The 24,214-nt window shown below is 60.6% G+C and carries 15 protein-coding genes; 8 read left to right on the top strand and 7 right to left on the bottom strand.

The window, feature by feature from the left end; all coding sequences use genetic code 11:
- The first annotated feature begins 131 nt into the window (after window positions 1-131).
- The 7 genes from prmA to AC1RT4_RS18105 all read left to right on the top strand — a co-directional run bounded on the left by prmA (window position 132) and on the right by AC1RT4_RS18105 (window position 9,868).
- Window positions 132-1,010 (top strand): 50S ribosomal protein L11 methyltransferase, encoded by an 879-nt coding sequence (gene prmA, locus AC1RT4_RS18135; protein ID WP_007951025.1) that lies wholly within the window; start codon window positions 132-134, stop codon window positions 1,008-1,010.
- 30 nt (window positions 1,011-1,040) lie between these two features.
- A complete protein-coding gene (locus AC1RT4_RS18130; RefSeq protein WP_493086725.1) occupies window positions 1,041-2,306 on the top strand; it encodes a DUF3426 domain-containing protein in 1,266 nt (421 codons plus the stop codon).
- Window positions 2,307-2,491: 185 nt separating this feature from the next.
- On the top strand, window positions 2,492-3,502 hold the full coding sequence (gene dusB / locus AC1RT4_RS18125) for a tRNA dihydrouridine synthase DusB (protein ID WP_007951027.1): 1,011 nt from the start codon (window positions 2,492-2,494) through the stop codon (window positions 3,500-3,502).
- Window positions 3,499-3,819: a DNA-binding transcriptional regulator Fis gene (gene fis, locus AC1RT4_RS18120; protein ID WP_002555375.1), complete on the top strand. Its 321-nt coding sequence runs from the start codon at window positions 3,499-3,501 to the stop codon at window positions 3,817-3,819. Before dusB ends, fis begins: the two co-directional genes overlap by 4 nt.
- 82 nt (window positions 3,820-3,901) lie before the next feature.
- Window positions 3,902-5,509, top strand: a complete 1,608-nt coding sequence (purH, locus tag AC1RT4_RS18115) for a bifunctional phosphoribosylaminoimidazolecarboxamide formyltransferase/IMP cyclohydrolase (protein WP_493086723.1) — start codon at window positions 3,902-3,904, stop codon at window positions 5,507-5,509.
- 189 nt (window positions 5,510-5,698) lie between these two features.
- A complete protein-coding gene (purD, locus tag AC1RT4_RS18110; protein WP_007951030.1) occupies window positions 5,699-6,991 on the top strand; it encodes a phosphoribosylamine--glycine ligase in 1,293 nt (430 codons plus the stop codon).
- A gap of 102 nt (window positions 6,992-7,093) precedes the next feature.
- Complete coding sequence (locus AC1RT4_RS18105; protein WP_493086721.1) at window positions 7,094-9,868, top strand: hybrid sensor histidine kinase/response regulator; 2,775 nt, start codon at window positions 7,094-7,096, stop codon at window positions 9,866-9,868.
- A gap of 13 nt (window positions 9,869-9,881) precedes the next feature.
- On the opposite strand, the gene AC1RT4_RS18100 is transcribed toward AC1RT4_RS18105, so the two are convergent.
- Together AC1RT4_RS18100 and AC1RT4_RS18095 are read right to left on the bottom strand one after the other, a co-directional pair.
- Window positions 9,882-10,583 (bottom strand): hypothetical protein, encoded by a 702-nt coding sequence (locus AC1RT4_RS18100; protein WP_493086719.1) that lies wholly within the window; start codon window positions 10,581-10,583, stop codon window positions 9,882-9,884.
- Window positions 10,584-10,631: 48 nt separating this feature from the next.
- Entirely contained in the window at window positions 10,632-11,423 is a 792-nt protein-coding gene (locus AC1RT4_RS18095) for a hypothetical protein (protein ID WP_493086717.1), read from the bottom strand.
- A gap of 232 nt (window positions 11,424-11,655) precedes the next feature.
- On the opposite strand from AC1RT4_RS18095, the gene AC1RT4_RS18090 reads away from it, so the two are divergent.
- On the top strand, window positions 11,656-12,252 hold the full coding sequence (locus AC1RT4_RS18090; protein WP_493086715.1) for a MarC family protein: 597 nt from the start codon (window positions 11,656-11,658) through the stop codon (window positions 12,250-12,252).
- A 66-nt stretch (window positions 12,253-12,318) separates the two neighbouring features.
- On the opposite strand, the gene AC1RT4_RS18085 is transcribed toward AC1RT4_RS18090, so the two are convergent.
- The 5 genes from AC1RT4_RS18085 to cobG all read right to left on the bottom strand — a co-directional run bounded on the left by AC1RT4_RS18085 (window position 12,319) and on the right by cobG (window position 24,100).
- On the bottom strand, window positions 12,319-19,449 hold the full coding sequence (locus AC1RT4_RS18085) for a TcdA/TcdB pore-forming domain-containing protein (protein WP_493086838.1): 7,131 nt from the start codon (window positions 19,447-19,449) through the stop codon (window positions 12,319-12,321).
- Window positions 19,450-19,748: 299 nt separating this feature from the next.
- Window positions 19,749-21,452 carry a precorrin-3B C(17)-methyltransferase gene (gene cobJ, locus AC1RT4_RS18080; RefSeq protein ID WP_493086710.1) on the bottom strand — a complete coding sequence of 568 codons (1,704 nt, stop codon included), beginning with the start codon at window positions 21,450-21,452 and terminating at the stop codon, window positions 19,749-19,751.
- A complete protein-coding gene (locus AC1RT4_RS18075) occupies window positions 21,452-22,186 on the bottom strand; it encodes a precorrin-2 C(20)-methyltransferase (RefSeq protein ID WP_493086708.1) in 735 nt (244 codons plus the stop codon). The genes cobJ and AC1RT4_RS18075 overlap by 1 nt, the downstream gene beginning before the upstream one ends.
- Window positions 22,183-22,809 (bottom strand): precorrin-8X methylmutase, encoded by a 627-nt coding sequence (locus tag AC1RT4_RS18070; protein WP_011332253.1) that lies wholly within the window; start codon window positions 22,807-22,809, stop codon window positions 22,183-22,185. Before AC1RT4_RS18070 ends, AC1RT4_RS18075 begins: the two co-directional genes overlap by 4 nt.
- Entirely contained in the window at window positions 22,802-24,100 is a 1,299-nt protein-coding gene (gene cobG / locus AC1RT4_RS18065; RefSeq protein ID WP_493086833.1) for a precorrin-3B synthase, read from the bottom strand. The genes AC1RT4_RS18070 and cobG overlap by 8 nt, the downstream gene beginning before the upstream one ends.
- Window positions 24,101-24,214: the final 114 nt, after the last annotated feature.

Raw genomic sequence — 24,214 nt, 5'->3', positions numbered from 1 at the left:
GGCTTTGTTGTTTCTGCAGGTTTCATCTGCTCACACATTCCCCGCTCCCACAAAACCGTCGCGCTCGCGTAAACTTGCGCGCTTCTCGCTGGCCGCTAGGCTGCAATCAATCTTTTTCACAGGTGCCCGCCATGCCTTGGCTGCAAGTCCGTCTCGCCATCAGCCCAGAACAAGCCGAAACCTACGAAGACGCTTTCCTTGAAGTGGGCGCCGTTTCGGTGACCTTCATGGACGCCGAAGATCAGCCGATCTTCGAACCGGAACTCAATACCACCCCGCTGTGGGCGCACACCCACCTGCTGGCCCTGTTCGAGGGCGGCACCGAAGCCGCCCCGGTACTGGCCCATCTGGAACTGCTGACCGGCAGCCCGCTGCCCGAGCACCACAGCGAAGTGATCGAAGACCAGGACTGGGAACGCAGCTGGATGGACGGTTTCCAGCCAATGCGTTTCGGTCAGCGCCTGTGGATCGTGCCGAGCTGGCACGCCGCACCGGAGCCGGACGCAGTCAACCTGCTGCTGGACCCTGGCCTGGCGTTCGGTACCGGCACCCACCCGACCACCGCCCTGTGCCTGGAATGGCTGGACGGCCAGGACCTGAAAGACTGCAACGTGCTGGATTTTGGCTGCGGCTCGGGGATTCTGGCGATTGCCGCCCTGCTGCTCGGCGCGAAAGAAGCCGTGGGCACCGACATCGACGTGCAGGCACTCGAAGCCTCCCGCGACAACGCCGGGCGCAACAACATCGCTGACGAACTGTTCCCGCTGTACCTGCCGGAAGACCTGCCGCAGGTCAAAGCCGACGTACTGGTGGCCAACATTCTGGCCGGCCCGCTGGTTTCCCTGGCGCCGCAACTGTCCGGCCTGGTCAAGTCCGGCGGGCGTCTGGCGCTGTCCGGGATCCTCGCCGAACAAGGTGACGAAGTCGCCGCCGCCTACGCGCAGGACTTCGATCTCGACCCGATCGCCAATCGTGATGGCTGGGTGCGCATCACCGGCCGTCGGCGCTAGAATGACCGCCTGCTCAATCCGGATCGCCGCATGACCGACAGCTTCGTCACCCAATGCCCGCATTGCCAAACCAGTTTCCGCGTCAGCCACGCTCAGTTGAGTGTGGCCCGCGGAGTGGTTCGTTGCGGCTCCTGCCTGCAAGTGTTCAATGCCGCCAAGCAATTGCTGGAGCAACACGCAGGCAAGGAAGCGGTCACGCCGGCGGCGCCGTTAATCAGCGAGCCGCCGATCAGCGAGACTGCGCCTGTCGAGCCACCGGCCATCGTCGAAACGCCCGAGCCGCGCGCCATCAGCCAGAAGCAATGGAGCGCCGCCGAGCTGGATCTGGACAGCCTGGATCTGGACGAAGAACTGGCCCGCCTCGAACAACGGGAAATCCAGCCGACCACCGAGTTCGGCCGCCCGCGCGAAGACGCCCTGAGCGCTCGCCGCGACTGCCACGAACCGGAAGACACGACGTGGCCGGACAGCCTGTTCAGCGAACCGGCGGATGAACGCGCACCCGAAGTCGAAGAAGAACCCGAAGCCATCGAGCCCGAGCCGATTCGATCGGAGCGCACCGAGCCTTCGCTGTCGCTGGAGCCGGTGGATCTCGACGACGAACCGCCGATTCCGCAACTGCGCCTGCACGACCCGATCGACCCGAATGCCCGTCGCGAACGCCTGTCGGCCAGCGACGACGTCGACGACGAATTGCCATTGATCGAACCTGCACGCAAAAAACGCGAACGCGTTGAATCCAGTGTTCGCGCCGAAGCGTTGCAGGACTTGACCGACGATCCGCTGCAACTGGACTGGCAGAAACGCCGCTCACCCTGGGGCCGTCGCCTGCTCTGGCTGTTGCTGATCGTGCTGGCCGCCGCCGGCCTGGGCGGACAATACATCGCCTATCACTTCGATGAACTGGCGCGCCAGGATCAATACCGGCCATGGTTCCAGCAACTGTGCCCGCAAGTCGGCTGCACGGTGCCGTCCAAAGTGGATATCGCCAAGATCAAGAGCAGCAACCTGGTGGTGCGCAGCCACCCGGAATTCAGCGGTGCACTGGTGGTGGACGCAATCATCTATAACCGCGCGCCGTTCTCACAGCCGTTTCCGCTGCTGGAGCTGCGCTTCGCCGACCTCAACGGTCACCTGATCGCCAGTCGTCGTTTCAAACCCGGCGAATACCTCAACGGCGACCTCGAAGGCATGGCGGAAATGCCGCCGCAGACGCCGATCCACATCGCCCTGGACATCCTCGATCCAGGCCCGAAAGCCGTGAACTACAGCCTGAGTTTCCACTCGCCCGAGTGAAACGCTTCACCGCTCCCGGATTGACGGCAGTTTTCTGACTGCGCAGCGCACGACCAAACCGGCGGTAATAACAGAATAACTGTTCAGATTTTGTTCAATTCAGCCTTTATCCAGTCATCGAGAGCGGGTATCATGCCAACCCTTTTTCGAACTCTCATGATCCGGCCCCACTTCAGGGAAGTCCTATGTCGGCGGTACGCATCGGCCCATATACATTGCAGAACGGCTTGATCCTCGCCCCGATGGCGGGTGTCACCGACCAGCCCTTTCGTCAGTTGTGCAAGCGTTTGGGCGCAGGGCTTGTAGTTTCGGAAATGGTCACCAGTGACATGAGCCTGTGGAACACCCGCAAGTCGCGCATGCGCATGATCCACGAAGGCGATCCCGAGCCACGCTCGGTGCAGATCGCCGGTGGCGATGCGCAGATGCTGGCGGATGCGGCCCGGGCCAACGTCGAACTGGGCGCACAGATTATTGATATCAACATGGGTTGCCCGGCGAAGAAGGTCTGCAACAAGGCCGCCGGCTCCGCGTTGTTGAAGGATGAGGCACTGGTTACCGAGATCCTGCACGCCGTCGTGGCGGCAGTTGATGTGCCGGTGACCCTGAAGATCCGCACCGGATGGGATCGCGACAACAAGAACGGCCTGACCGTGGCGAAGATCGCCGAGCAGGCCGGGATCACGGCGCTGGCGGTGCATGGCCGCACCCGCGCCGACCTGTACACCGGCGAAGCCGAGTACGACACCATTGCCGCGATCAAGCAGGCGGTGTCGATTCCGGTCTTTGCCAACGGCGACATCGTATCGCCGGAAAAGGCCCGCTACGTGCTCGACGCGACCGGTGCCGATGGCCTGTTGATCGGCCGGGCTGCCCAGGGGCGGCCATGGATTTTTCGCGAGATCGAACACTTCCTGCGTACCGGCGAAAAACTGCCGGCGCCGGAACTGATCGAGGTGGAACGCATTCTGCTTGAGCATCTGGCCGCCCTTCACGCCTTCTATGGGGACGTGATGGGTGTGCGAATTGCCCGCAAGCATGTGGGCTGGTATCTCGCAACCTTGCCGGGCGCCAGGGAATTTCGCGCCCACTTCAATCGTTTGGATGGTACGGAAACACAATGCGCCAACGTTCGGGAGTTCTTCGCCGAACGTTACAAGAGCCTGACAGGGGACGGAGAAGGGGTGGCCGCATGACGATGATGACCGAGACTTTAGTGAGTGGAACAACACCCGTGAGCGACAACGTGAATTTGAAACAGCACCTCAATACCCCGAGCGAAGAAGGCCAGACCCTTCGCGGGAGTGTCGAGAAGGCGCTGCACAATTATTTCGCCCACCTTGAGGGCGCGTCCGTCACGGACGTGTACAACCTGGTGCTCTCCGAAGTCGAGGCTCCCCTGCTCGAAAGCGTGATGAACTACGTCAAGGGCAACCAGACCAAGGCCAGCGAGCTGCTCGGACTGAACCGCGGCACGCTGCGCAAGAAACTCAAGCAGTACGATCTGCTGTAAGCATTCAATCAAACCAGAAAGGCGCCCGCGTAAAACCGGTCGCCTTTTTTGCTGACTTCCCTTGCTTTTGATGGAAATTGAGATGACCGACCAGACTACCCGCCTGCCGATCCGCCGCGCCTTGATCAGTGTTTCCGACAAGACCGGGATCCTCGAATTCGCCAGGGAGCTGGAAGCCCTGGGCGTGGAAATCCTTTCCACCGGCGGGACCTTCAAGCTGCTGCAGGACAACGGCGTGGCCGCAGTGGAAGTCGCGGATTACACCGGTTTCGCAGAGATGATGGACGGTCGGGTGAAAACCCTGCACCCGAAAATCCACGGCGGGATCCTCGGTCGTCGCGGTATCGACGACGCCATCATGAACGAGCACGGCATCAAGCCGATCGATCTGGTGGCGGTCAACCTGTACCCGTTCGAAGCCACCATCAGCAAACCAGGCTGCGACTTGCCGACCGCCATCGAGAACATCGACATCGGCGGCCCGACCATGGTCCGTTCGGCGGCGAAAAACCACAAAGACGTGGCCATCGTGGTGAATGCCAGCGATTACGCCAACGTCCTGGAAAACCTCAAGGCCGGCGGCCTGACCTACGCTCAGCGTTTCGACCTGATGCTCAAGGCGTTCGAACACACCGCAGCCTACGACGGCATGATCGCCAACTACATGGGCACCGTGAACCAGGCCGCTGATACCCTCAGCACTGAAGGTCGCAGCGAATTCCCGCGCACCTTCAACAGCCAGTTCATCAAGGCCCAGGAAATGCGCTACGGCGAGAACCCGCACCAGAGCGCGGCGTTCTACGTTGAGGCCAAGCCTGCCGAAGTCGGCATCGCCACCGCCACCCAGCTGCAAGGCAAGGAACTGTCGTACAACAACGTGGCCGACACCGACGCCGCGCTGGAATGCGTGAAGAGCTTCGTCAAACCGGCCTGCGTGATCGTCAAGCACGCCAACCCGTGCGGCGTGGCCGTGAGCCCGGACGCCGAAGGTGGCATCCGTCAGGCCTACGAACTGGCCTACGCCACTGACACCGAATCGGCGTTCGGCGGCATCATCGCCTTCAACCGTGAACTGGATGCCGAGACCGCCAAGGCGATCGTCGAGCGTCAGTTCGTTGAAGTGATCATCGCCCCAAGCGTCAGCGAAGAAGCCCGCGCCATCGTTGCTGCCAAGGCCAACGTACGCCTGCTGGCCTGCGGCGAGTGGTCGGCCGATCGCGTTCCGGCCTGGGACTACAAGCGCGTCAACGGCGGTCTGCTGGTACAGAGCCGCGACATCGGCATGATCGACGCCGACGACCTGAAAGTGGTGACCAAGCGCGCCCCGACCGAACAGGAAGTCCACGACCTGATCTTCGCCTGGAAAGTGGCCAAGTTCGTCAAATCCAACGCCATCGTCTACGCCAAGAACCGTCAGACCATCGGTGTCGGCGCCGGCCAGATGAGCCGCGTGAACTCCGCGCGTATCGCGGCGATCAAGGCTGAGCACGCCGGTCTGCAAGTGGCTGGTTCGGTGATGGCGTCGGACGCGTTCTTCCCGTTCCGCGACGGTCTGGACAATGCGGCCAAGGTCGGTATCACGGCGGTGATCCAGCCAGGTGGTTCGATGCGTGATGCTGAAGTGATTGCTGCTGCCGACGAAGCCGGCATCGCGATGGTGTTCACCGGAATGCGTCATTTCCGTCACTAATCAGACAACGGCCGCACTGAAGCCGGCATCTGCTGCGTTGGAGCCGACCTCGATGATGCTCATTGCCAAAAGGCAACTCCGCTCACCGAGGTCGTCTCCGCCTTGCATCTACCGACTTCATTGCGACCTCCTGGAGCGTGAAGCGCTTCAGGTTCTAAAACAGAATTAGCGTCATCCGAGGTTTTTGAAATGAATGTTTTGATCATTGGCAGCGGTGGCCGCGAACACGCACTGGCCTGGAAAGTGGCTCAGGATCCGCGTGTGCAGAAAGTTTTCGTGGCGCCAGGCAACGCCGGCACTGCGATTGAAGCCAAGTGCGAAAACGTCGCCATCGACGTGCTGGCCCTCGAGCAGCTCGCTGACTTTGCCGAGAAAAACGTTTCCCTGACCATCGTCGGTCCGGAAGTACCGTTGGTGGCCGGCGTTGTCGACCTGTTCCGCTCCCGTGGCCTGGACTGCTTCGGTCCGACCGCCGGCGCCGCGCAGCTGGAAGGCTCGAAAGCCTTCACCAAGGATTTCCTGGCGCGCCACAAGATCCCGACGGCCGACTACCAGAACTTCACCGAAATCGAGCCGGCCCTGGCTTACCTGCGTGAAAAAGGCGCACCGATCGTGATCAAGGCCGACGGCCTGGCCGCCGGTAAAGGCGTGATCGTCGCCATGACCCTGGCCGAAGCCGAAGACGCCGTGCGCGACATGCTCGCCGGCAATTCCTTTGGCGACGCCGGTTCGCGCGTTGTCATCGAAGAATTCCTCGACGGCGAAGAAGCCAGCTTCATCGTCATGGTCGACGGCAAGAACGTTCTGCCGATGGCCACCAGCCAGGACCACAAACGCGTCGGCGACGGCGACAGCGGCCCGAACACCGGCGGCATGGGTGCCTACTCCCCGGCTCCGGTTGTCACCGCTGACGTGCACCAGCGCGTGATGGACCAGGTGATCTGGCCGACCGTGCGCGGCATGGCCGACGAAGGCAACGTCTACACCGGTTTCCTGTACGCCGGTCTGATGATCGACAAGGCCGGTAATCCGAAGGTCATCGAGTTCAACTGCCGTTTCGGCGATCCGGAAACCCAACCGGTGATGCTGCGTCTGCAGTCGAGCCTGGTGCTGCTGGTCGAAGCCGCACTGGCTCAGGCGCTGGACAAGGTTGAAGCGCAGTGGGATCCACGTCCGAGCGTCGGCATCGTGCTGGCCGCCGGCGGTTATCCTGGCGACTACGCCAAGGGCGCGCCGATCAACGGTCTGGACGCAGCCGCCGCACTGGAAGGCAAGGTTTTCCACGCCGGTACTGCGCTCAAGGACGGCAACGTCGTGACGGCCGGTGGTCGGGTGCTGTGCGCCACTGCCATGGGCGCCAGCGTTGGCGCCGCCCAGGAGCAGGCCTACAAACTGGCCAAGGCCATCGACTGGGAAGGCTGCTTCTACCGCACCGACATTGGCTACCGCGCCATTGCCCGTGAACGCGGTGAGTCTCAGTAATAAGCTACGCTGTGTTTCCGGCAGGGGCTCATCGCCCTTGCCGGACTGTTCCGACGCTGCGCATCGTTATATTCTGGCATCAACCTACGAAGGGATTTCGCCGTGCGCTGGCTCAGGATTGCCATAGGCTTCACCGTCACGCTGTTGACCTTGCTCTGCATGCTCCCGGCCCAGGCCGCGCAAGGCAGTGGCTGGTCGGTATTGCTTGACGATCAGGGCAACCTCCAGCTGAGCGACATCCGCTCCGCCCGCTACACCAATCAATTCAGCCCTATCGAGCTTGACCGCCTCACCGCGGCCGAACCCGATGGCGCCCTGTGGCTGCGCTTCAGGCTGGCGCCCGGCAAGCACGAACAAGTGCTGCGGATCTTCGCCCCCGACCTGTCGCACCTCAATCTGTATGTCCTCGACGGCGATCGCCTGATCGAGCAACGCGACACCGGCACCACCCAGCCCCAGGTGGAACGACCGCTGCCGAGCAGCGACTTCATGCTGCCGTTGCCGCAAAGCGAAAAACCCCTCGACGTCTACCTGCGACTGGTTTCCGATCACCAGTTGCGCCCGTACATCACTCTGCAATCGGCGGTGATGGCCGCGGCCAATCACAACCAGACGCTGATCTACGGCCTGCTGTTCGGCTGTCTGGCGATGCTGATCCTGCATAACCTGATCCGTTACGCCTACACCCGCTCGCGCAGCAGCCTGTGGCTCGCGGTGTGTGAAGGCCTGTTGAGCCTGAGCCTGTTGCTGTTGCTCAACCTCGCCGGTCCGTGGCTGCCGAATTGGCATGCGATCCAGACCCCCGGCGCCTATCTGGCCCTGCTGCTGACCGCTCCGGCTGGCCTGATGTTCGCCTACCGCTTCTTCGCCCCGCTCGGCCCGCATCCGCTGAACAAGCTGCTGATCGGCGACATCCTGTTCATCGTGATCTGCAGCCTGCTGCTGTTGTTCGTCAACACCCTGCCGCTGAACATCATCACCTACGCGCTGGTGGCTTTGGCCGGACTGAGCATGTTGCTGGTGGCGTTCTATCACTGGCAGAAAGGCTACCGCCCTGCCCGCTTGTTCGTCGCCGCGATGGTGGTGTTCAACATCGGCACGCTGATCATCCTCCCGGCCTTGCTGGGGCTGACCCTGGTGGCGCCGCAAGGTCTGATCATGACCCTGATGGGTTTCATCTGCATCAGTGGCCTGCTGATGAGCATCGCCCTCGGCGAGCGTCAGCGCAGCATCACCGAAAGCCGTTTCAGCATCAGCCGTGACCTTGCGGCGAGCAACGCCGAGATCAATGCCAAGGCCGAGTTCCTGGCCAAGATCAGCCACGAAATCCGCACGCCGATGAACGGCGTACTGGGCATGACTGAACTGCTGCTCGGCACGCCGCTGTCGGTCAAGCAGCGCGATTACGTGCAGACCATCCACAGCGCCGGCAACGAACTGCTGACCCTGATCAACGAGATCCTCGACATCTCGCGGCTCGAGTCCGGGCAGATCGAACTGGACGACGTGCAGTTCGACCTCAACGCGCTGATCGACGATTGCCTGAGCATCTACCGCGCCAAGGCCGAACAGCAGAACGTCGAACTGATCAGTTTCATCCAGCCGCAAGTGCCACGGGTCATCAGCGGCGACCCGACACGCCTGCGCCAGACACTGCTGAGCCTGCTGGAAAACGCCCTGAAGAAAACCGAAGAAGGCGAAGTGCTGGTGGTGGTCGCCCTCGACGAACGCAGCACCGGGCCCCGCCTGCGCATTGCCGTGCAGGACAGCGGCCAGCCGATGGATCAGGAAGAGCGCGACGCGCTGATGCACGCCGAATTGCACAGCAAGCACTTCCTGTCGGCCAACCGTCTGGGCGGCAACCTCGGGCTGGTGATCGCCCGTCAGTTGATCCGTTTGATGCAGGGCGAGTTCGGCATCAAGAGCGGCGCCAGCCAGGGCAGCACGCTGTGGCTGACCCTGCCGCTGGACCCTGATCGCCTGGAGCATCCGACCTCGGACCTCGACAGCCCGCTGCAAGGCGCACGCGTGCTGGTAGTCGACGACAACGACACCTGCCGCAAGGTGCTGGTGCAGCAATGCAGCGCCTGGGGCCTGAACGTCAGCGCCGTGCCGTCGGGCAAGGAAGCGCTGGCCCTGCTGCGCACCAAGGCGCATTTGCGTGATTACTTCGACGTGGTCCTGCTGGACCAGAACATGCCCGGCATGACCGGCATGCAACTGGCGGCCAAGATCAAGGAAGACCCGAGCCTGAACCACGACATCCTGCTGATCATGCTCACCGGCATCAGCAATGCGCCGAGCAAGATCATCGCGCGCAACTCGGGGATCAAGCGCATCCTGGCCAAACCGGTGGCCGGCTACACCCTCAAGACCACGCTCGCCGACGAACTGAACCAGCGCAACCGTGGCCAGGTGGTGTTCCAGCCACAGGTCGCGAGCCCCGCCGCACCGGTCAAGGTGCCGAGCGACTTCCGCATTCTGGTGGCCGAAGACAACACCATTTCGACCAAGGTGATCCGGGGCATGCTCGGCAAACTCAACCTGCAGCCGGACACCGCCAGCAATGGCGAAGAAGCCTTGCAGGCGATGAAAGCCCAGCGCTACGACCTGGTGCTGATGGACTGCGAAATGCCGATCCTCGACGGCTTCTCTGCCACCCAGCAACTGCGGGCGTGGGAAGTCGGCAATCAGCGCATCCGCACGCCGATCGTGGCGCTGACCGCGCACATCCTTGCCGAACACAAGGAACGCGCGCGCCAGGCCGGGATGGACGGGCACATGGCCAAACCGGTGGAACTGTCGCAACTGCGTGAGCTGATCGAACATTGGGTGGCTCAGCGTGATCAGCAGAACCGCACAGCCTCAACGTTCTGAACGGTGTTGCCGATCAAGCATTTTCCTCGCTATCCGACAGCGTCATCTTCAAAACATGAGCCTCATGCTTATCCCTGACTTTTAAGGCGATCGCATCACGCACAGGTCCGTAGAGAGTTTCCGACAAACTGGCCTTGGCGTAACGCAAACAGACTGTTCCCTGTATTTCCTTTGCCTCGAAACGCTGGGCTAGTGGATTGAGATCGATACGCACATGAGTCTTGAGTTCAATATAGACGCTGGAAATACGCGTTGGCGTAGAAGCAACAACCACAAGCAATCGAACCACCTCGGCAGGAGCAGGTGCGTCATCGGCCGCGGACGCTGTCGTCTGCACGTGAGCCCTCAGTAGCGCCATTGCAGGCCCGGCACCGGACAACAGTGCCAATTGCTGCAAAGTTAATACCGCAGAATCGGCATTTTCCAGATCTCCCTTAGCGATTGCACTGCTGACCCATTCGCCGACGGGTTCGACATCCTGCTCATTGACGGACCAATCTTGTCGCACGCGGGCATATCGAAGCCAATAATCATCCATCAACTCAATATAAGCGTTATACCAGTCAGCACTTTTCGAGTTTTCGACTTTTTTGCTCGCGGCCAACTGCGCCAACAATATCGAATTGACCAGATCACTGTAATGCCCCGTATCATCCCCTGCCGGCAGCAACACCAAACAAGCGCCGACGACCACCACAGAGTATTCACACTTCATATAGACCTCATAAAAAAAGGCGACCTGTTACGGCCGCCTTTTAATTCATCAAATTTCGATATCAACAATCTGGTCTTTATGCGGAATCAACCTATCCCTGATCATGTCACGGACACCATCAGCCACCAGTGTATTTTTGGCGAAGACGGTTTCGCCGCGATACAGTTTTACATTACGAATATCTACATCCACAAACATGACTTTGGTCGAAGTATTCTGGCGCAGGAAGCGTACTGCACCCACTGCCATGATTGCTTCATCCTCAACCTCGACACAGGCTGCGCTGGCTAGACCACCCACCCCTTGATTGAGCAAGTTACGCTCGTATACCGTGAGTGCCGCGGTGTCACGCTTTTGCAGGGCGGCGATAGCATCGCCCGCTACTTTCAGCATCATCGCGGTGGCCGGGCCAGGCAGGGCAGCACCTGCAACGACCGATGCAAGAATTTCAAGAATCAGCTTGTCCATACGAACACTGGTTCCGCCCACTTCCAGATCGCTGTAGTAACGGGTGACAGGCGTCCAGCCTGCCAAGGTCATCACATCCCGAAAGTACAGATACCACTCTTTACCTTGATACTCTTCAGGATATTTTTTGTTCGCTGCACGGGTAGCGAACAAAAAGGCATTTTGCGCATCGGACTTGTTATCGCCGGTGAGTTTACCGGAGAAGCCCAGCACGCCCTCTCCGACGATGCTACCGCGCGAAGGCTCTTCAATTTCATCGCCTAGCATCTGAAGACCACGCGGCTTAATAATCAGCGATTCACCGATATCACACTCAGCCAGTGCTTCAACACAAGCTTTTACATAACTATCACTAACAACCTTGTTATACATATCAATTTTCCATTATTTAATTTACAAGCACCTCATAAATCCGCAAAACAACATTAACCAAATCCAAAAAAAACAACAAAGCAAAACCTGTAACTTGATATCTTATACTTTCCAAAAACCGCAACCATCGACACAAGACAAAAGAAACTTGATTAACCCAACTGTCCAAACACAAACAACTAAACGACTGATAGACTCCACATCGTCCACTCCATAGCGGCGAGTCGAAACCATGGTCCATGTGCTGTTCAGCGTTTACCTGAAGATGCTGGTGCTCTACAGCCCGTTCTTCGTATTGTCCTGTTTCATCAGTCTGACCCGCGGCTATTCGCGTAAGGAACAACGGCGCCTGGCCTGGAAAGTAGCCATCGCGACACTGGTTTCCAGCGTCTTGCTGTACCTGTTCGGACGAGTGATTTTCGATGTGTTCGGAATCACCGTGGACGCGTTCCGCATTGGCGCCGGCAGCGTGCTATTCATATCGGCATTGGGCATGGCACAGGGCAAACCTGCGGTGCAAGCTGACAATGTGCAGCAGGATGTGACCATCGTTCCTCTCACCATTCCGTTGACAGTCGGCCCCGGCACCATCGGTGCGCTATTGGTGATGGGTGTCAGCCAGCCACACTGGGACGACAAGCTGTTCGCGATCATGAGCATCGTACTCGCCAGCTTCACGGTTGGCGTGGTGCTGTACCTGTCGAACCGCATTGAACGCATTCTCGGCGACCAGGGCTTGCAGATCGTCAGCCGCCTGATGGGGCTGTTTGTGTGCGCACTGGCGGCGCAGATCATCTTTACCGGGGTCAAAGGCTATCTGGTGCCTTGAACCGTGAAACAAAAAGACCGCCGACGGTAACGTCGGCGGTCTTTTTTCGTCATTAACCGCGGACCGTCAACCCACCGACTCGACGGCTTTCTTCGCATCCGCCTGATCGATCAACGTTTTCAGCGTCACGCCCTCGGCGCCTTCCTTGCGCGCCTTCAGCCAGCGAACCAGTGTCGACACCTGGCACGGACGCAGACCATTGACCTCAAGCATCGCATCGCCCCGCAGCGAGGGATCTGACGCATCCGCATTGCGTACCAGCACACAGTGCTCACTGTCAGGGTCGATCACCACCAGGTGCTCGTCGACCATCCCTACTTCGAGCTTGTGTGGATCGGCCATGGTCAGGATCAAGCGACTCATGACCGCGGGAAAACCCACAAGCGGATAACGGCAATCAACCACCACCGAATCGAGCTTGCGCATCAGCGCCTCGGACAGGTGCCACTTCATCCAGCCACGCCCTACCCGCAGAACCAGAGTGCGCACATCGTCCGGCACCAGCGGCAGGGGATCGTAGGCGTCCACCCGGCCTTCGAGCACCAGCACGTCACCCGTGCGCTGGACATAATCCAGCGGTTTGATCTGGCGCATGCTCGGATAGCCTTGAACGACCCGCTCCTGCGGCTCATGCAGCAGGACATCGGCATGCCGTCGGGTTCCGAGCAACTCGTAATCCTCCGGCAGGTCGACTGCGGGAATCTGGATCAACCGCGCGCTGTCAGCGATGTACCACTGCACACTGACGTCGTGAGAAGCGATAGAAATGAACGGACGATGTGCTGCATTCGCCAGCAAAGCCTGCAAGTCACCAATCAGATGCTCGCCATGGGCCGCCAGCCAATCGTGCTGCACACCGATGATCTGCGGTTGCTCCTGATGCTCCAGTTGCAGCACCACACCTTCGCGCGTCGTGCCCACAAGACCGGCACCGTCGACCCGCACATCGGTAAAATGCCACGCCGTCCAAAGTCGCTCTGGCCTGGTCAGCATTCGGGCCTGCAACAATTGCGTGCCTTCTCCAAATGCCGACTGCAGATGTTGCGGATCGATAAACGTCTGGCGCCAGACCTCACCGCTCTCGGGTTCGAACAGCCATGCCGACTGATTGTCCGGCGTCATGCCCAGCAGGCGGACCTGCGTCTGTTGCGCTTCACATAACAGCAAGTGGTTATCGATGTACCAGGCGTGCAAGCGTGAATCACCGTCGGCATTGGCAATGCCGACAATCGGGAACTGCTCGACGGCGTATTGCCGGGCGATAGCTTCGAACGCCAGCCACCATTGCTTGCGCCCCTTGAGCCAGGATTCCGCCAGCCCCGCAAAATGCACTTCACCGTCAGTGCCGATTGCGAATGACAATCCGCTTTCGGTACGGGCCTGATAGCCATTGTGTTCAGCCGTCACCTGTTTCAGGCGCTCGGGTTGCACCCAGCGGTGCGACCATTGATTCTGTTCCTGCATCACGGTGCGTTGAACCCGGCACAGGTTCTGGAACTGCCGGTCGTAAATGACAAACACGTCGCTGTCGTCGGCCAGCGTCAGCAGCATCAGCTCGTTCAGGTTCTGGATCGAGTCAGGCCAGGCGCGCGCATGGTGGCGGCGCGGTACCGGGCGCACGATCAGCTTGTCACGGGTGCGAACCCAGGCCATGTCCCGGGCGTTCTCTTCGATCTTCCAGCAGATCGAAACGTAAGGCGCGAACCGCCAGTCGATCGTGGCATAGCCTTTGTCATCCTGAACCGGCTTGTGCATCACCCAGTCAGCCAGCACCGGAGCCCAATTCGCCAGGTTCCGGCTATCGTCGAGCAGCGCCTCGTAGGTGGGTTCAAGTCCGTGAGTGATCGAACTCAACCACAGCTCACCCCTGTTTATCAGGTAGTTAAGGCGTTCAAGCGTGCCGTCTTCAAAAACATATTCCTGCACCACGTGGACAACACCCTGGCTATCGGCTTCGACACTGCGAATCGTGCTGACGCCCTTGAGCCGGAACATCAAACGATAACGATGGCTGAGCAGCCCTGTGCCGACATCGACCTGGCAGATATCGTAGCCACTCGGATCATGGAAAAACGCCGAACCACCGGTCACCACCGAGAACAATCCCTCATCGTCAAACACTTCATCATTGCGGATATAGAGGACCCGATCCTCCGTGGCGTCGTACCAGCCGTTGGTGTAACGCGGCGTCTTGGGGTTTTCAAAAGGAACCCGGTAGTTGTGGATAGGCGTATAGCGCAGCGCCAACCGATGCGCCCGTGCCAGCGCTTGCAGATGATCCTGCAGGGTCTGGTCATCCAGCCCTTTGGGCGCCTGTTCCTGAAGCAGCTCCAGCTCGTGCCGTTTGCCGTCGGCAATCCTGAAGAGCCGGCCATTTTCGATCAGCAGGGAAATCTCCGGCGCGTTGCCTGCGGTGATCTTGAACTCGCAGCCTTTGACACTGAACTGCCCGTCCTCGTCGAACACGATGTCCTTCTCGCCGGCCCAGGGTGCGACAATGATCCAGCGGTTCTTTTGCGCATCCACTGACACCAGTTCGACGTTGACGCCTGGATTGAGCACCAGCGTGCAAGTGCCTCCCCCACCCTGAATCCGATAGCTGATCTGCTCGTGCCAGGGCTTGGGAATCACCGGCACAACCAGTTTGCGCGTCTGCGTATCAAGCGTGACGCTGATCTCGGTCGGCCGGTAATCGGGGTGCATCCGGTGGACGATGTAGTGGCTGGGAAACGAATAGAACGAAAACAGGAACAGCCATTGACCGTCGGCTTTTTTCTTCTCCAGACGCCGCGCGATGTCGAAGCCCTTGTCGTGGCGCTGTGATGCGAACGGCAATATCTGGTACTCGTAGCGGTAACAGGCAAGCGGCGTGCATGGCAGGACAATCGCCTGTTCGGCCGATGGTGCGAACGTCATTTCGGCCGGGTAGCCAAGCTCTTTACTGAGGTGGATGGCTCGCGCGTAATCGACCTCGAAGTCCGGCACGCCGAAATGATCGTGCAGCGGATACAGGCGAGAACTGTCGAGCAGCAATTTGCCGGTGCTCAGATCCAGAGCGTTGATGATCAGCGACGGTCGCGGCAACCAGACACCTTGCTCGCCGCTGTAGTGATATCCGTCCCCGTGATGTGCCTGCTCCAGCTCCGCGAAAAACAATCCGACCGCCTTGGCCTCTTCAGCGATGGTCGCGAAATTCTGCGCCAGCGCAGTCACGCCAACGGCAAGGCCACCCAGAATCACCCCGGCGCCTCCCAGCACCGCAGCCGCCGTACCCGCGCCAGCGGCCGCTGCGCCAAGGCCCGCACCGGTCAGGGCCAGACTGCTGGCGTCGAAGGTCAGTTGGGTGGCATAGGTGGCGGTCTCGACCTCGTTACGAGCATTCGCCAACTGATAGATATCAAAGCCGACATTCGCCAGCCCCAGCACCGCGCCGACACCCTCGTTTGCCACATGCCCGGCCACCGCGCCGAGGGTTCTGCCGGTCAACGGCTCGAGCGCTTCGCCGACCACCTTCGCAGTGGTGCGGGCGATCAGTTTTTCATCACGCAACGCGGCTTGCACCAGGCCGATCAGCCCCGCCACGTCGACCACATTGCCATGCACCAGTTGTGCGTAGTTGACGTAGGCGTGCCACTGCACCGCGGTGCTCGATGTGCGCTCATCACCCTCGCGCCCGCGCAATGCGTTCATCAGCGCCTGTACCGCAAAACCGGCATTGAGCGTGTGCACGGCCGCCGCCTCCGTCGGATCCACCACAGCGCCGGTCGCAGGTTTGTGCCCCAGCGCCGAAAACAGATCCGTCAGGTAATTCCTGATCCGCAGCAGGCGATCATCCCGGCGGGTGACCACGGCGACCGTCTCGCCACTCTGCGGATCGAGCATGTTTACCCGGTAACCGCCCTCGGGTGTCACCTCCAGCGAGTCGAACAACGGCACCAGCGGAGTGACCGACTCATGGTCCTCCTGCAAGCGTGCAGTGACGTCGGCAATCTGCTTGGCCCACCAGTCGTTGTCTGAAGACAGCAATGCACTGCCCAGGCGCGAATTGTCCATGAGCGATCGCCCGTGAGCACTGTTCATCCTCTGGCGAACGGGCCTGAACGGTTTATCTGGCAGCGGGTGATCGCGCAGCAACTGACCCACCTTGATACCGTTCGACAGGTTCAGAGCGGCAACCTTTTCACCTTGCACATCGATCAGATCGAATTCCGGCCGGCCAGGTTTGCCGTACACGGCGTAATGACGGGCGATGTCTGCTTGCTTGAAAAATTGCTTCAGGGCCATCCGGAAGGTCGCCGGGCTGTCGAATTCGAACAGACCGAAGTTCGGATCGTAGAAGTGGTAAGTGTGAGCCGTCCCGTTGACGGTCCGGGCCACCAGCATCGAGTGATTGTCCGAGTTGAGCATCAGGGTTCGCGGGCCCACGGACGCCTCGAGAGTCGCGACCACCTTGTCCAGATCGAGCCGCCCCAGCGCCGTGCCCACCTCTGCGGCGTGCACGCCACGCATTTCCTCCAGCGCGGCCAGAAACGCCTTCGAGTCCGGGTGTTCCGGCTCAAGGACCGCCAGAAAGAATCGCTCGCGCAATTGTCGGGTCGCACCCTCACCCTGCGTGAGGGCGGCACTCATCGTCAGCGCCAGCGGAAAACAGCGTCCGGCGGCGGTGTCACCCGGCCCGTGCATCAACAGATCCTGAGGCACCAGTTTGACGGTGCCGGCCTCGAACTGATTGAGCACCTGCTCCGCCCGTTCCTGGATTTGATCGCGATGCTCCTGAGTGGCCAGACGCTGGATCTGCGCGACCCGGCGCCCCCAGTCAAACAGCGTCGCAGCGTTGGCCAGCGCGTTCTTTTTCAGGCTGAGTGCGTCGACCGCGCGCGCTGGCAATTCATCATCCACACTGGACATGCCTGCCATGAACGCTGGTGCCCGGTGCCGATAAAGATGCTGTTCAATCACCGCGTAGCGCCCGGACGTCCCGCGCTCACTGACGCTGTTGATCAAATTGTCCAGCGTATCGCTCAATGCGGAAAAACTCTGAGCATCCAATGAATCGGCGCCCAGCAACGCTCCGATCGTCAAACGCTGTAACGGGGTGACCTGCGCGAGTTGCCAGGAACGTGTACCCAGCCCGATCAACAGCTCATCCAGCGCGACACTCTGGGCAATCGGACTTTTCGGGAATGCCGGGGGCCGAAGGCGAGTGTCCTGATGACGGATGGCCTGACGATCATCGAAGCTCAGCGGTAATCCGTCGGCGAACACAATCGAACCGTCATGACCGCTCATCATCGCCCTGGTGAACGGCTCCCCGAGGTGATCCACCATACGCTGCAACAGCTCGGTATTCAGGACATGACGTCCTTCGACCAGTGGCCAGCCGAGTTCGAATTCGACGGTGGTCTGCTTGAGCAACTCGGCGATGTTCCCGGCATAGCGGGTTTTGTATCGGCCGTCGCGCCAGCTTTGCTGCTCAGTCTCGAGCCACTTCAGGGTATCGGTTTCGTTTTCTTTCCAGGAGTGATCCAGCTCCTCTTCAGTGAGCTGATTGACCGTCTGCAGAGGTGCGATGGCCATTTCCCGCCGTGACGCCTGCGCCCCCTCGGGCGTTAAAAATGTCTTTTCGAAATCGCTGGTGCCATCCTTGATTCCGGCGGGCCCGGTCAAATAGATCGTCCCCTCGTTTCCCGGACGGATACCTTCGTTGTGGTATCCGGCAACGGCATCCGCCAGATAAGCCGCAAAAACGGACTCCATTCCGGGCAACTCAATCAAAGGCCCGTAAGATCGTTCCAGTACTTCGTTGGCCAACATGCTCATCGCCTCGCCTTCTTGAAGACTGATGCCTCTTTCAATGGCCAATCGGGCGGTGTCATCGATCAGCTCATAGTTGAACCTGAAGCGCTTGAGCACGGACTCAAGTACCGCCGAACCGGCATGAGCCATCATGTAGGCATTGCTGATCGTGTGTCCCATTGCCACTGCGCGCAACGCATACGGTCGGACAAGCAGATCCTGCGGAGGCTGAAACACCTGAGTCAAAAGCGGCCGGCTTTTGGCAAACGCTTGCAGCACCGGGCGATGCTCTTCGGGAATTTGCGAGAGCTTATCCCCGTATCGCCCCCGCAGTGCCTGTCGACCGGGCATCCAGTCGGGATTCTGATCCAGTATCAATTGCAAAACACCGAGTCGTGCACCGGTACTAAAGCCACTGATATCGACACCTGCGATTTCCTTCAGCAATGGTGGCAAGTTGTCGACATCGCTATAACTGCCACCTTCGAAGTGCAGGACTTCTGCCCTTACAATATCCGACGCAGCGGCGAAGTTGCCGCGCATGCGCATTTCCCGCTGATAAAGATCCTGCAACTTCAAAGGTATATCCGGGCCGGCCAGATCGCGCACGCGAACATCATCGCCGACCAGCGCATCAATACTTGCTCTGTTGTTTGCCTTCAAGATCCGCAGATCCTGAAGATTCTGCCCATAGGCACGGTTCAACAATTGCAATCTTGCCTCATCGGCGGGCTCGCCTCTCGCAACCGCCGCACTAATGTATTCGCTCATCTGTTGTTTCAAAGCGATAGCGCGGGCGACATACATTTCGCCCAATACTGTGTCGGAGCTACTGTCTATGCCCCCGTGTTCCATGGCGTCAGCCTTGGCCGCCTCGACCATCAAGCGATTGGCCTGCCAGGCCAGCAACGCATCACTGTCATACCAGACATAGATCAGGTACCCCTGCCCCCCCAGCACCTGTTTCCAGACATTGATGTAATCGCGCTGAATCTCGCCGATGCCGCCACCGAGCCAGATGAAGTGCAGGATTTTCGGCACTGCCGTGGCGGGAGTTTTCATCAACTTCACAGAGTAATTGAGCCGCGACTCGAAATCGCTGACTCTGGTACTGATTTCTGAAAGATCGGGGGCTGTCTCGATCTCCGGGCCCGGCGCGGGGGATTTCTCGACTTCACGTCGCACTCGCCGTCCGTCGAACTCTTCAAGCGCCCGCTTGAACAGCGCGAGTGGTTGCAACAGCCGTGGCGAGTCGAGCAAACCGACGCAGGCAAAGTAGTAACGGATCACCTCGTCATAACGAGCGGAACCCTTATAGGGCAACAGTGCTTGTTCAAGATCAGATAACTTGAACAAATTGACAAACTTTACATACCCACCATCAACTTTAGCTTCCTGCATTGAATATTCCCTCGACATAATAAATTGCATACACGCGCCGACGCCGCGAGACAAATAACTTGCAACAAGAAACACTAAAAACTGAACAAACCTCAGAAAGCCGAAACTAGTGCAAAACAACACCCATAGACAAACACAAAGCCATTCAAACGATGTCCAACGAAACATCCAATAACACCAGGCCGTTCAAACAAACGCTATTGAAATAAATACAACCTTCAGAAAACGCACAAACCAAAAAGGCCGCGAATTGCGAATTCGCGGCCTTTTGGGTTTCGTCGATAATTAATATAACGGTATCAGCCTGCGGGCTTGTCCCCGTACCAACGCGGCGTATACACCCACTCCCCGCCCTCGGCACGAGGGAAGGTGCAGGTGGTGGACGAACCGATCAGCACCATCGTGCGCATGTCGACCTGATCCGGCGTCAGCGCACCCAATGTCGTCACCCGCAGCGTCTGCCCCGGCCGACCGATATCGCGGCCCAGCACCACCGGCGTTTCTGGCGTGCGGTGCTGCGCTACGATTTCCAGCGCTCGCCCCAGTTGCCATGGACGCGCACGGGAGATCGGGTTGTAGAAGGCCAATGCCAGATCCGCCTCGGCGGCCAGATCCAGGCGTTTTTCGATGATCGACCACGGCTTGAGGTTGTCCGACAGCGACATTACGCAGAAGTCGTGCCCCAGTGGAGCACCGGCCTGAGCAGCCGTGGCGAGCGACGCGGACACCCCCGGCAGGATTTCCAGATCGACGCTGTGCCACGCCGGATCCGTCGACTCGTGCAACGCTTCGAGCACCGCCGCCGCCATGGCGAACACACCCGGATCGCCGGACGAAACCACAATCACCGAACGGCCCTGAGCGGCCAGCCTGAAGGCATGGCGAGCGCGCTGCATTTCTTCGCGGTTATCGGTGCAGTGCTGCACTTGATCGTCGCGGAACGGGCCGGCCATGCGCACGTAGGTTTCATAACCCAGCACGTCGGTGGCACGGGCCAGTTCGGCCTTCACCGCTGGCACCATCAACTCGGCTGCACCCGGACCGAGGCCGATGACGGCCAGACGACCGCGCGGGCGACCGATCTGCGAAACATCCAGCGGCTGTTCGGCCACGGCGATGGCCATGTCACGGGATGTTGTGATGATTCGAGCGTCGGGGACTGCATCGCGAGCCAGTTCACCGATGTCATTCGCCGGCGCGACAAAGCGTAGCGGCACCGCCAATTCAAGCGCCGCTTCACGCAACGTCGGGCTCGCCATCTGAACGTCAGCTGCCACCAGACAGGCCAGCGATTGAATCGCCACACCGGCCTGTTGCAACGCATCGCGAATCGCATCCGGCAGGTCAGCCACAACGGCATTCACCGCCACCGCCACACTGCGTGGATAAATCAGCAACTCACTGGTACTCGCCGCGCGGGCATCGCTGCCGACATGAATCGAGCGCTGCGCCTGTGGATCTTCCGGCAGTTGCGCTTGCTCAAGCCACGGCGCAGCACCGTCGATGCGCACGCTGTGGCCGGCCAGCAAATCAGAGACAAAGCGCTTGCCCTGCTCCAGATCGCCAAGGGCATAACCGCCGGGCGGGTTGAGCAGGCAAGTGCCGAAACGCAATTCGCCGCTGGTGGTGATCGCCGCAGGCACTTCAAGCGCATCTGCGATCTCGCGAGCCATGACGTTCACCCCGCCGAGGCCACCGAGCAACGGAACCACGGCGCTGCCGTCTTCCGCCACGGCGAGCACCGGTGGCTCGACGCCTTTCTCCAGCAACAGCGGCGCCAGTGTGCGGATGACAATGCCGGCCGCGCACAGGGCAATGATCGGCGTGTCCTGTTGATACAGCTCGCGCAAAGTCGCGCCGAAGTCGCTGTAAGTCAGGTCGGCGCCTTCTACGCGCCCTTTCAGACCATGAATCTGCGCAGCCGGATAAACCTGCTGAAGGCGACGGGCCGTGGCCAGCGCGCCCTGGCCGAGAATGACGATGGCCGGTGTGGATTGGGTCATCAGCCTTGCCACCGTTCGCCGGGAACAATGATCAGCGAGAAGTACGGCGACGACATCGGCTCGACCTCGTCCAGCGGCACGATCTTCTGGTTGGCCATGGTCGCGCGCTCGACGTACAGCGCACGTTCGGCCAGGCCCAGCTCTGCCAACACGTCGCGCACTTTCGGGAAGTTGCGCCCCAGCTTCATGATCACCGCCGCGTCGGCATCAGCCAGACGGCGCTTGAGTTCATCGTGAGGCAGCACACCGGACAGCACCGACAGGCTCTGATTGCGATACACCAGCGGCGCACCCAGCACCGAAGCGCCGCCGAGCATCGAGCAGACGCCCGGCACCACTTCGGCTTCGTAACGGCTGGCGAGGCGATCGTGCAGGTACATGTAGGAGCCGTAGAAGAACGGATCACCTTCGCAGATCACCGCCACGTCGCGACCGGCATCCAGATGCGCGGCCACTTCCTCTGCCGCGTCATCGTAGAAATCGCTGATCACCTGTTCGTAGGACAGTGGCGCCGGCAGCACTTCGGTGGTCACCGGGTACACCAGCGGCAGTAGATTCTGGGCGTCCTGCAGGTGCGCTTCGATGATGCCGAACGCGTTGCCCTTCTTGCCCTTCGCCACGAAATACGCCACCACCGGCGATTTGCGCAGCAGGCGCAGGGCCTTGACGGTAATCAGTTCCGGATCACCGGGGCCGACGCCCAGGCCAATCAAACGTCCTTTAGCCTGCATCATTCGATCTCCGTGGCGAGGGCATTGACCGCAGCGGCGGCCATGGCGCTGCCGCCGAGGCGGCCCTGCATGATCACGAACGGCACGCCACGACTGTTGGCGGCCAGCTCGGCCTTGGATTCGGCAGCGCCGACGAAGCCCACCGGGAAGCCGAGGATCAGCGCCGGTTTCGGGGCACCGGCGTCGAGCATTTCCAGCAGATAGAACAGCGCGGTCGGCGCGTTGCCGATCACCACCACGCTGCCTTCCAGATGCGGGCGCCACAGTTCCAGCGCCGCTGCCGAGCGAGTGTTGCCCAGCTCACGCGCCAGCTCCGGCACACTGTCGTCGCGCAGGGTGCAGATCACTTGGTTGTTGGCCGGCAGGCGCGCGCGGGTCACGCCCTCGGAAACCATCCGCGCATCGCACAGGATCGGCGCGCCGGCGGCCAGCGCATCGCGCCCGGCCTTGCCCGCGCCTTCGGAAAATTGCAGCCCGTCGATGGCCTCGACCATGCCGCAGGCGTGGATCACCCGCACCGCGAGTTTTTCCAGGTCGGCCGGGATGCGAGCCAGGTTGGCCTCGCTGCGAATGATCGCGAAGGAGTTGCGATAGATCTCCTGACCGTCGCGGATGTAATCAAGCATCAAGGGGGCTCCGTGAGCGGGCGGCGAGCAGGGTCGCGGCCGCTTCGATAGTAAGGTTGTGAGCGTGCAGCGCGCCGAAACCCGGCAGCGCTGCATCGCGAAAATAGAGATCGTAGTGACCGGGGCCGACCGCCAGCAAAGTCACCGCAGCCCGATGCGCGGCGGCGCAGGAACGCGGGCAGCCGGACAGGTGCACGTCAACGGCATGTGGCAAAAGCGTAGCCAGAAGACGGGCATCGTGTTTGGTGTCGGCCAGGCCTTTGCCGCAGCCGTTGGAACCGGTGCAGGCGATCAGGTGCGCCAGCGGGTCTTCGACATGGGTCAGCAGGTTCAGCTTGTCCAATTCATCGAGCACTTGAACCGCATCGGTTTCCCGCACATTGGGCAACAACAGACTCTGCCAAGGGGTGAAACGCAGGCTGCCGTCGCCGAAGGTTCTGGCCAGTTGTGCGGCGCCACGCAGCATGTCCGGATCGAGGCGGCCGAGCGCCGGTGCGGCACCGACATAGACCTGACCGGCCGAGTGCTGAGGATGGATGCCGAGGTGCAAAACTTCCGGTCTGGCTTCGCGCAGCCAATCACCAGCGGCTTTCAGGTTGATCCGCTGAGCGAGTTTTTCCAGGAACACCGGCGCCGGGCATTCATCCAGCAGATGGCGCATTCGTGTCTGCTCCGGTCGGGCCAGTTCGAGGAACAACTCCAGCACCGCGACCACCAGCGCATGTCCGTCTGCAAGCGCCACGGCGGCCAGCGGTCGATCCGTCGGGCAACCCGCCAGGCCGAACGCCAGCAGCGTGTCGCCGCGATCTTCGAATGCCGACAACCACAGGTCATGAGGATGTTCGAGCATCGCCAGCGCTTCACCACCATCCAGTTGCACGGCGAACTTGGCGCTCAGTTCATGGAAACGCGGATGGCTTTGCAGGGTCTCGAGGATCTGCCCGGCCAATGGGCGGGTATCGAAGCGCATCTGCCGGTCGATGCCCGCAGCCGGGCTAAGCATCAGGTTGCGCACATCGTCGCCCGCTGCGGTTCGCGGCCCGAGACCGGCGGCCAGCAGGCTCTCGATCAGCGCGGCAGACTGCTCGCCGATCCCGCGAATCTGCAGATTGCCACGGTTGGTCGCCTCGATCGCCCCGCCGGCAAACCGCTCGGCGGCGTTGGCCACCGCATCGGCCTGATCGGCCGTGATCGAACCGCCATCGAGCTTGATCCGGCAGATCCCGCCATCCAGTGCCTGGACGATACGCAACAACCCCGGGCAGGCCGAGGGGCGTATGGCGTTGAAGATCGGGCGTTCGTTCAAGGGATGACCGGCTGACGGGCAGCACCAGGTGGTGCGAAAGTTCGCCATTATGCCTGTTTTGCCCGAGCGCATGAAAATGCCTGCCGGATGGAATAACCA

The sequence above is a fragment of the Pseudomonas sp. GW821-FHT11D10 genome (assembly GCF_058808435.1).
This window is presented reverse-complemented; position numbering and strand designations above follow the sequence as displayed.

What these genes read in the sequence shown, in the direction of transcription:
- AC1RT4_RS18085 (WP_493086838.1), bottom strand. Translation starts at nt 19,449, where the DNA reads ATGCAGGAAGCTAAAGTTGATGGTGGGTATGTAAAGTTTGTCAATTTG.
- AC1RT4_RS18095 (WP_493086717.1), bottom strand. Translation starts at nt 11,423, where the DNA reads ATGTATAACAAGGTTGTTAGTGATAGTTATGTAAAAGCTTGTGTTGAA.
- AC1RT4_RS18070 (WP_011332253.1), bottom strand. Translation starts at nt 22,809, where the DNA reads ATGCTTGATTACATCCGCGACGGTCAGGAGATCTATCGCAACTCCTTC.
- fis (WP_002555375.1), top strand. Translation starts at nt 3,499, where the DNA reads ATGACGATGATGACCGAGACTTTAGTGAGTGGAACAACACCCGTGAGC.
- cobJ (WP_493086710.1), bottom strand. Translation starts at nt 21,452, where the DNA reads ATGACCCAATCCACACCGGCCATCGTCATTCTCGGCCAGGGCGCGCTG.
- purD (WP_007951030.1), top strand. Translation starts at nt 5,699, where the DNA reads ATGAATGTTTTGATCATTGGCAGCGGTGGCCGCGAACACGCACTGGCC.
- AC1RT4_RS18075 (WP_493086708.1), bottom strand. Translation starts at nt 22,186, where the DNA reads ATGATGCAGGCTAAAGGACGTTTGATTGGCCTGGGCGTCGGCCCCGGT.
- dusB (WP_007951027.1), top strand. Translation starts at nt 2,492, where the DNA reads ATGTCGGCGGTACGCATCGGCCCATATACATTGCAGAACGGCTTGATC.
- AC1RT4_RS18130 (WP_493086725.1), top strand. Translation starts at nt 1,041, where the DNA reads ATGACCGACAGCTTCGTCACCCAATGCCCGCATTGCCAAACCAGTTTC.
- prmA (WP_007951025.1), top strand. Translation starts at nt 132, where the DNA reads ATGCCTTGGCTGCAAGTCCGTCTCGCCATCAGCCCAGAACAAGCCGAA.
- AC1RT4_RS18090 (WP_493086715.1), top strand. Translation starts at nt 11,656, where the DNA reads ATGGTCCATGTGCTGTTCAGCGTTTACCTGAAGATGCTGGTGCTCTAC.
- AC1RT4_RS18100 (WP_493086719.1), bottom strand. Translation starts at nt 10,583, where the DNA reads ATGAAGTGTGAATACTCTGTGGTGGTCGTCGGCGCTTGTTTGGTGTTG.
- purH (WP_493086723.1), top strand. Translation starts at nt 3,902, where the DNA reads ATGACCGACCAGACTACCCGCCTGCCGATCCGCCGCGCCTTGATCAGT.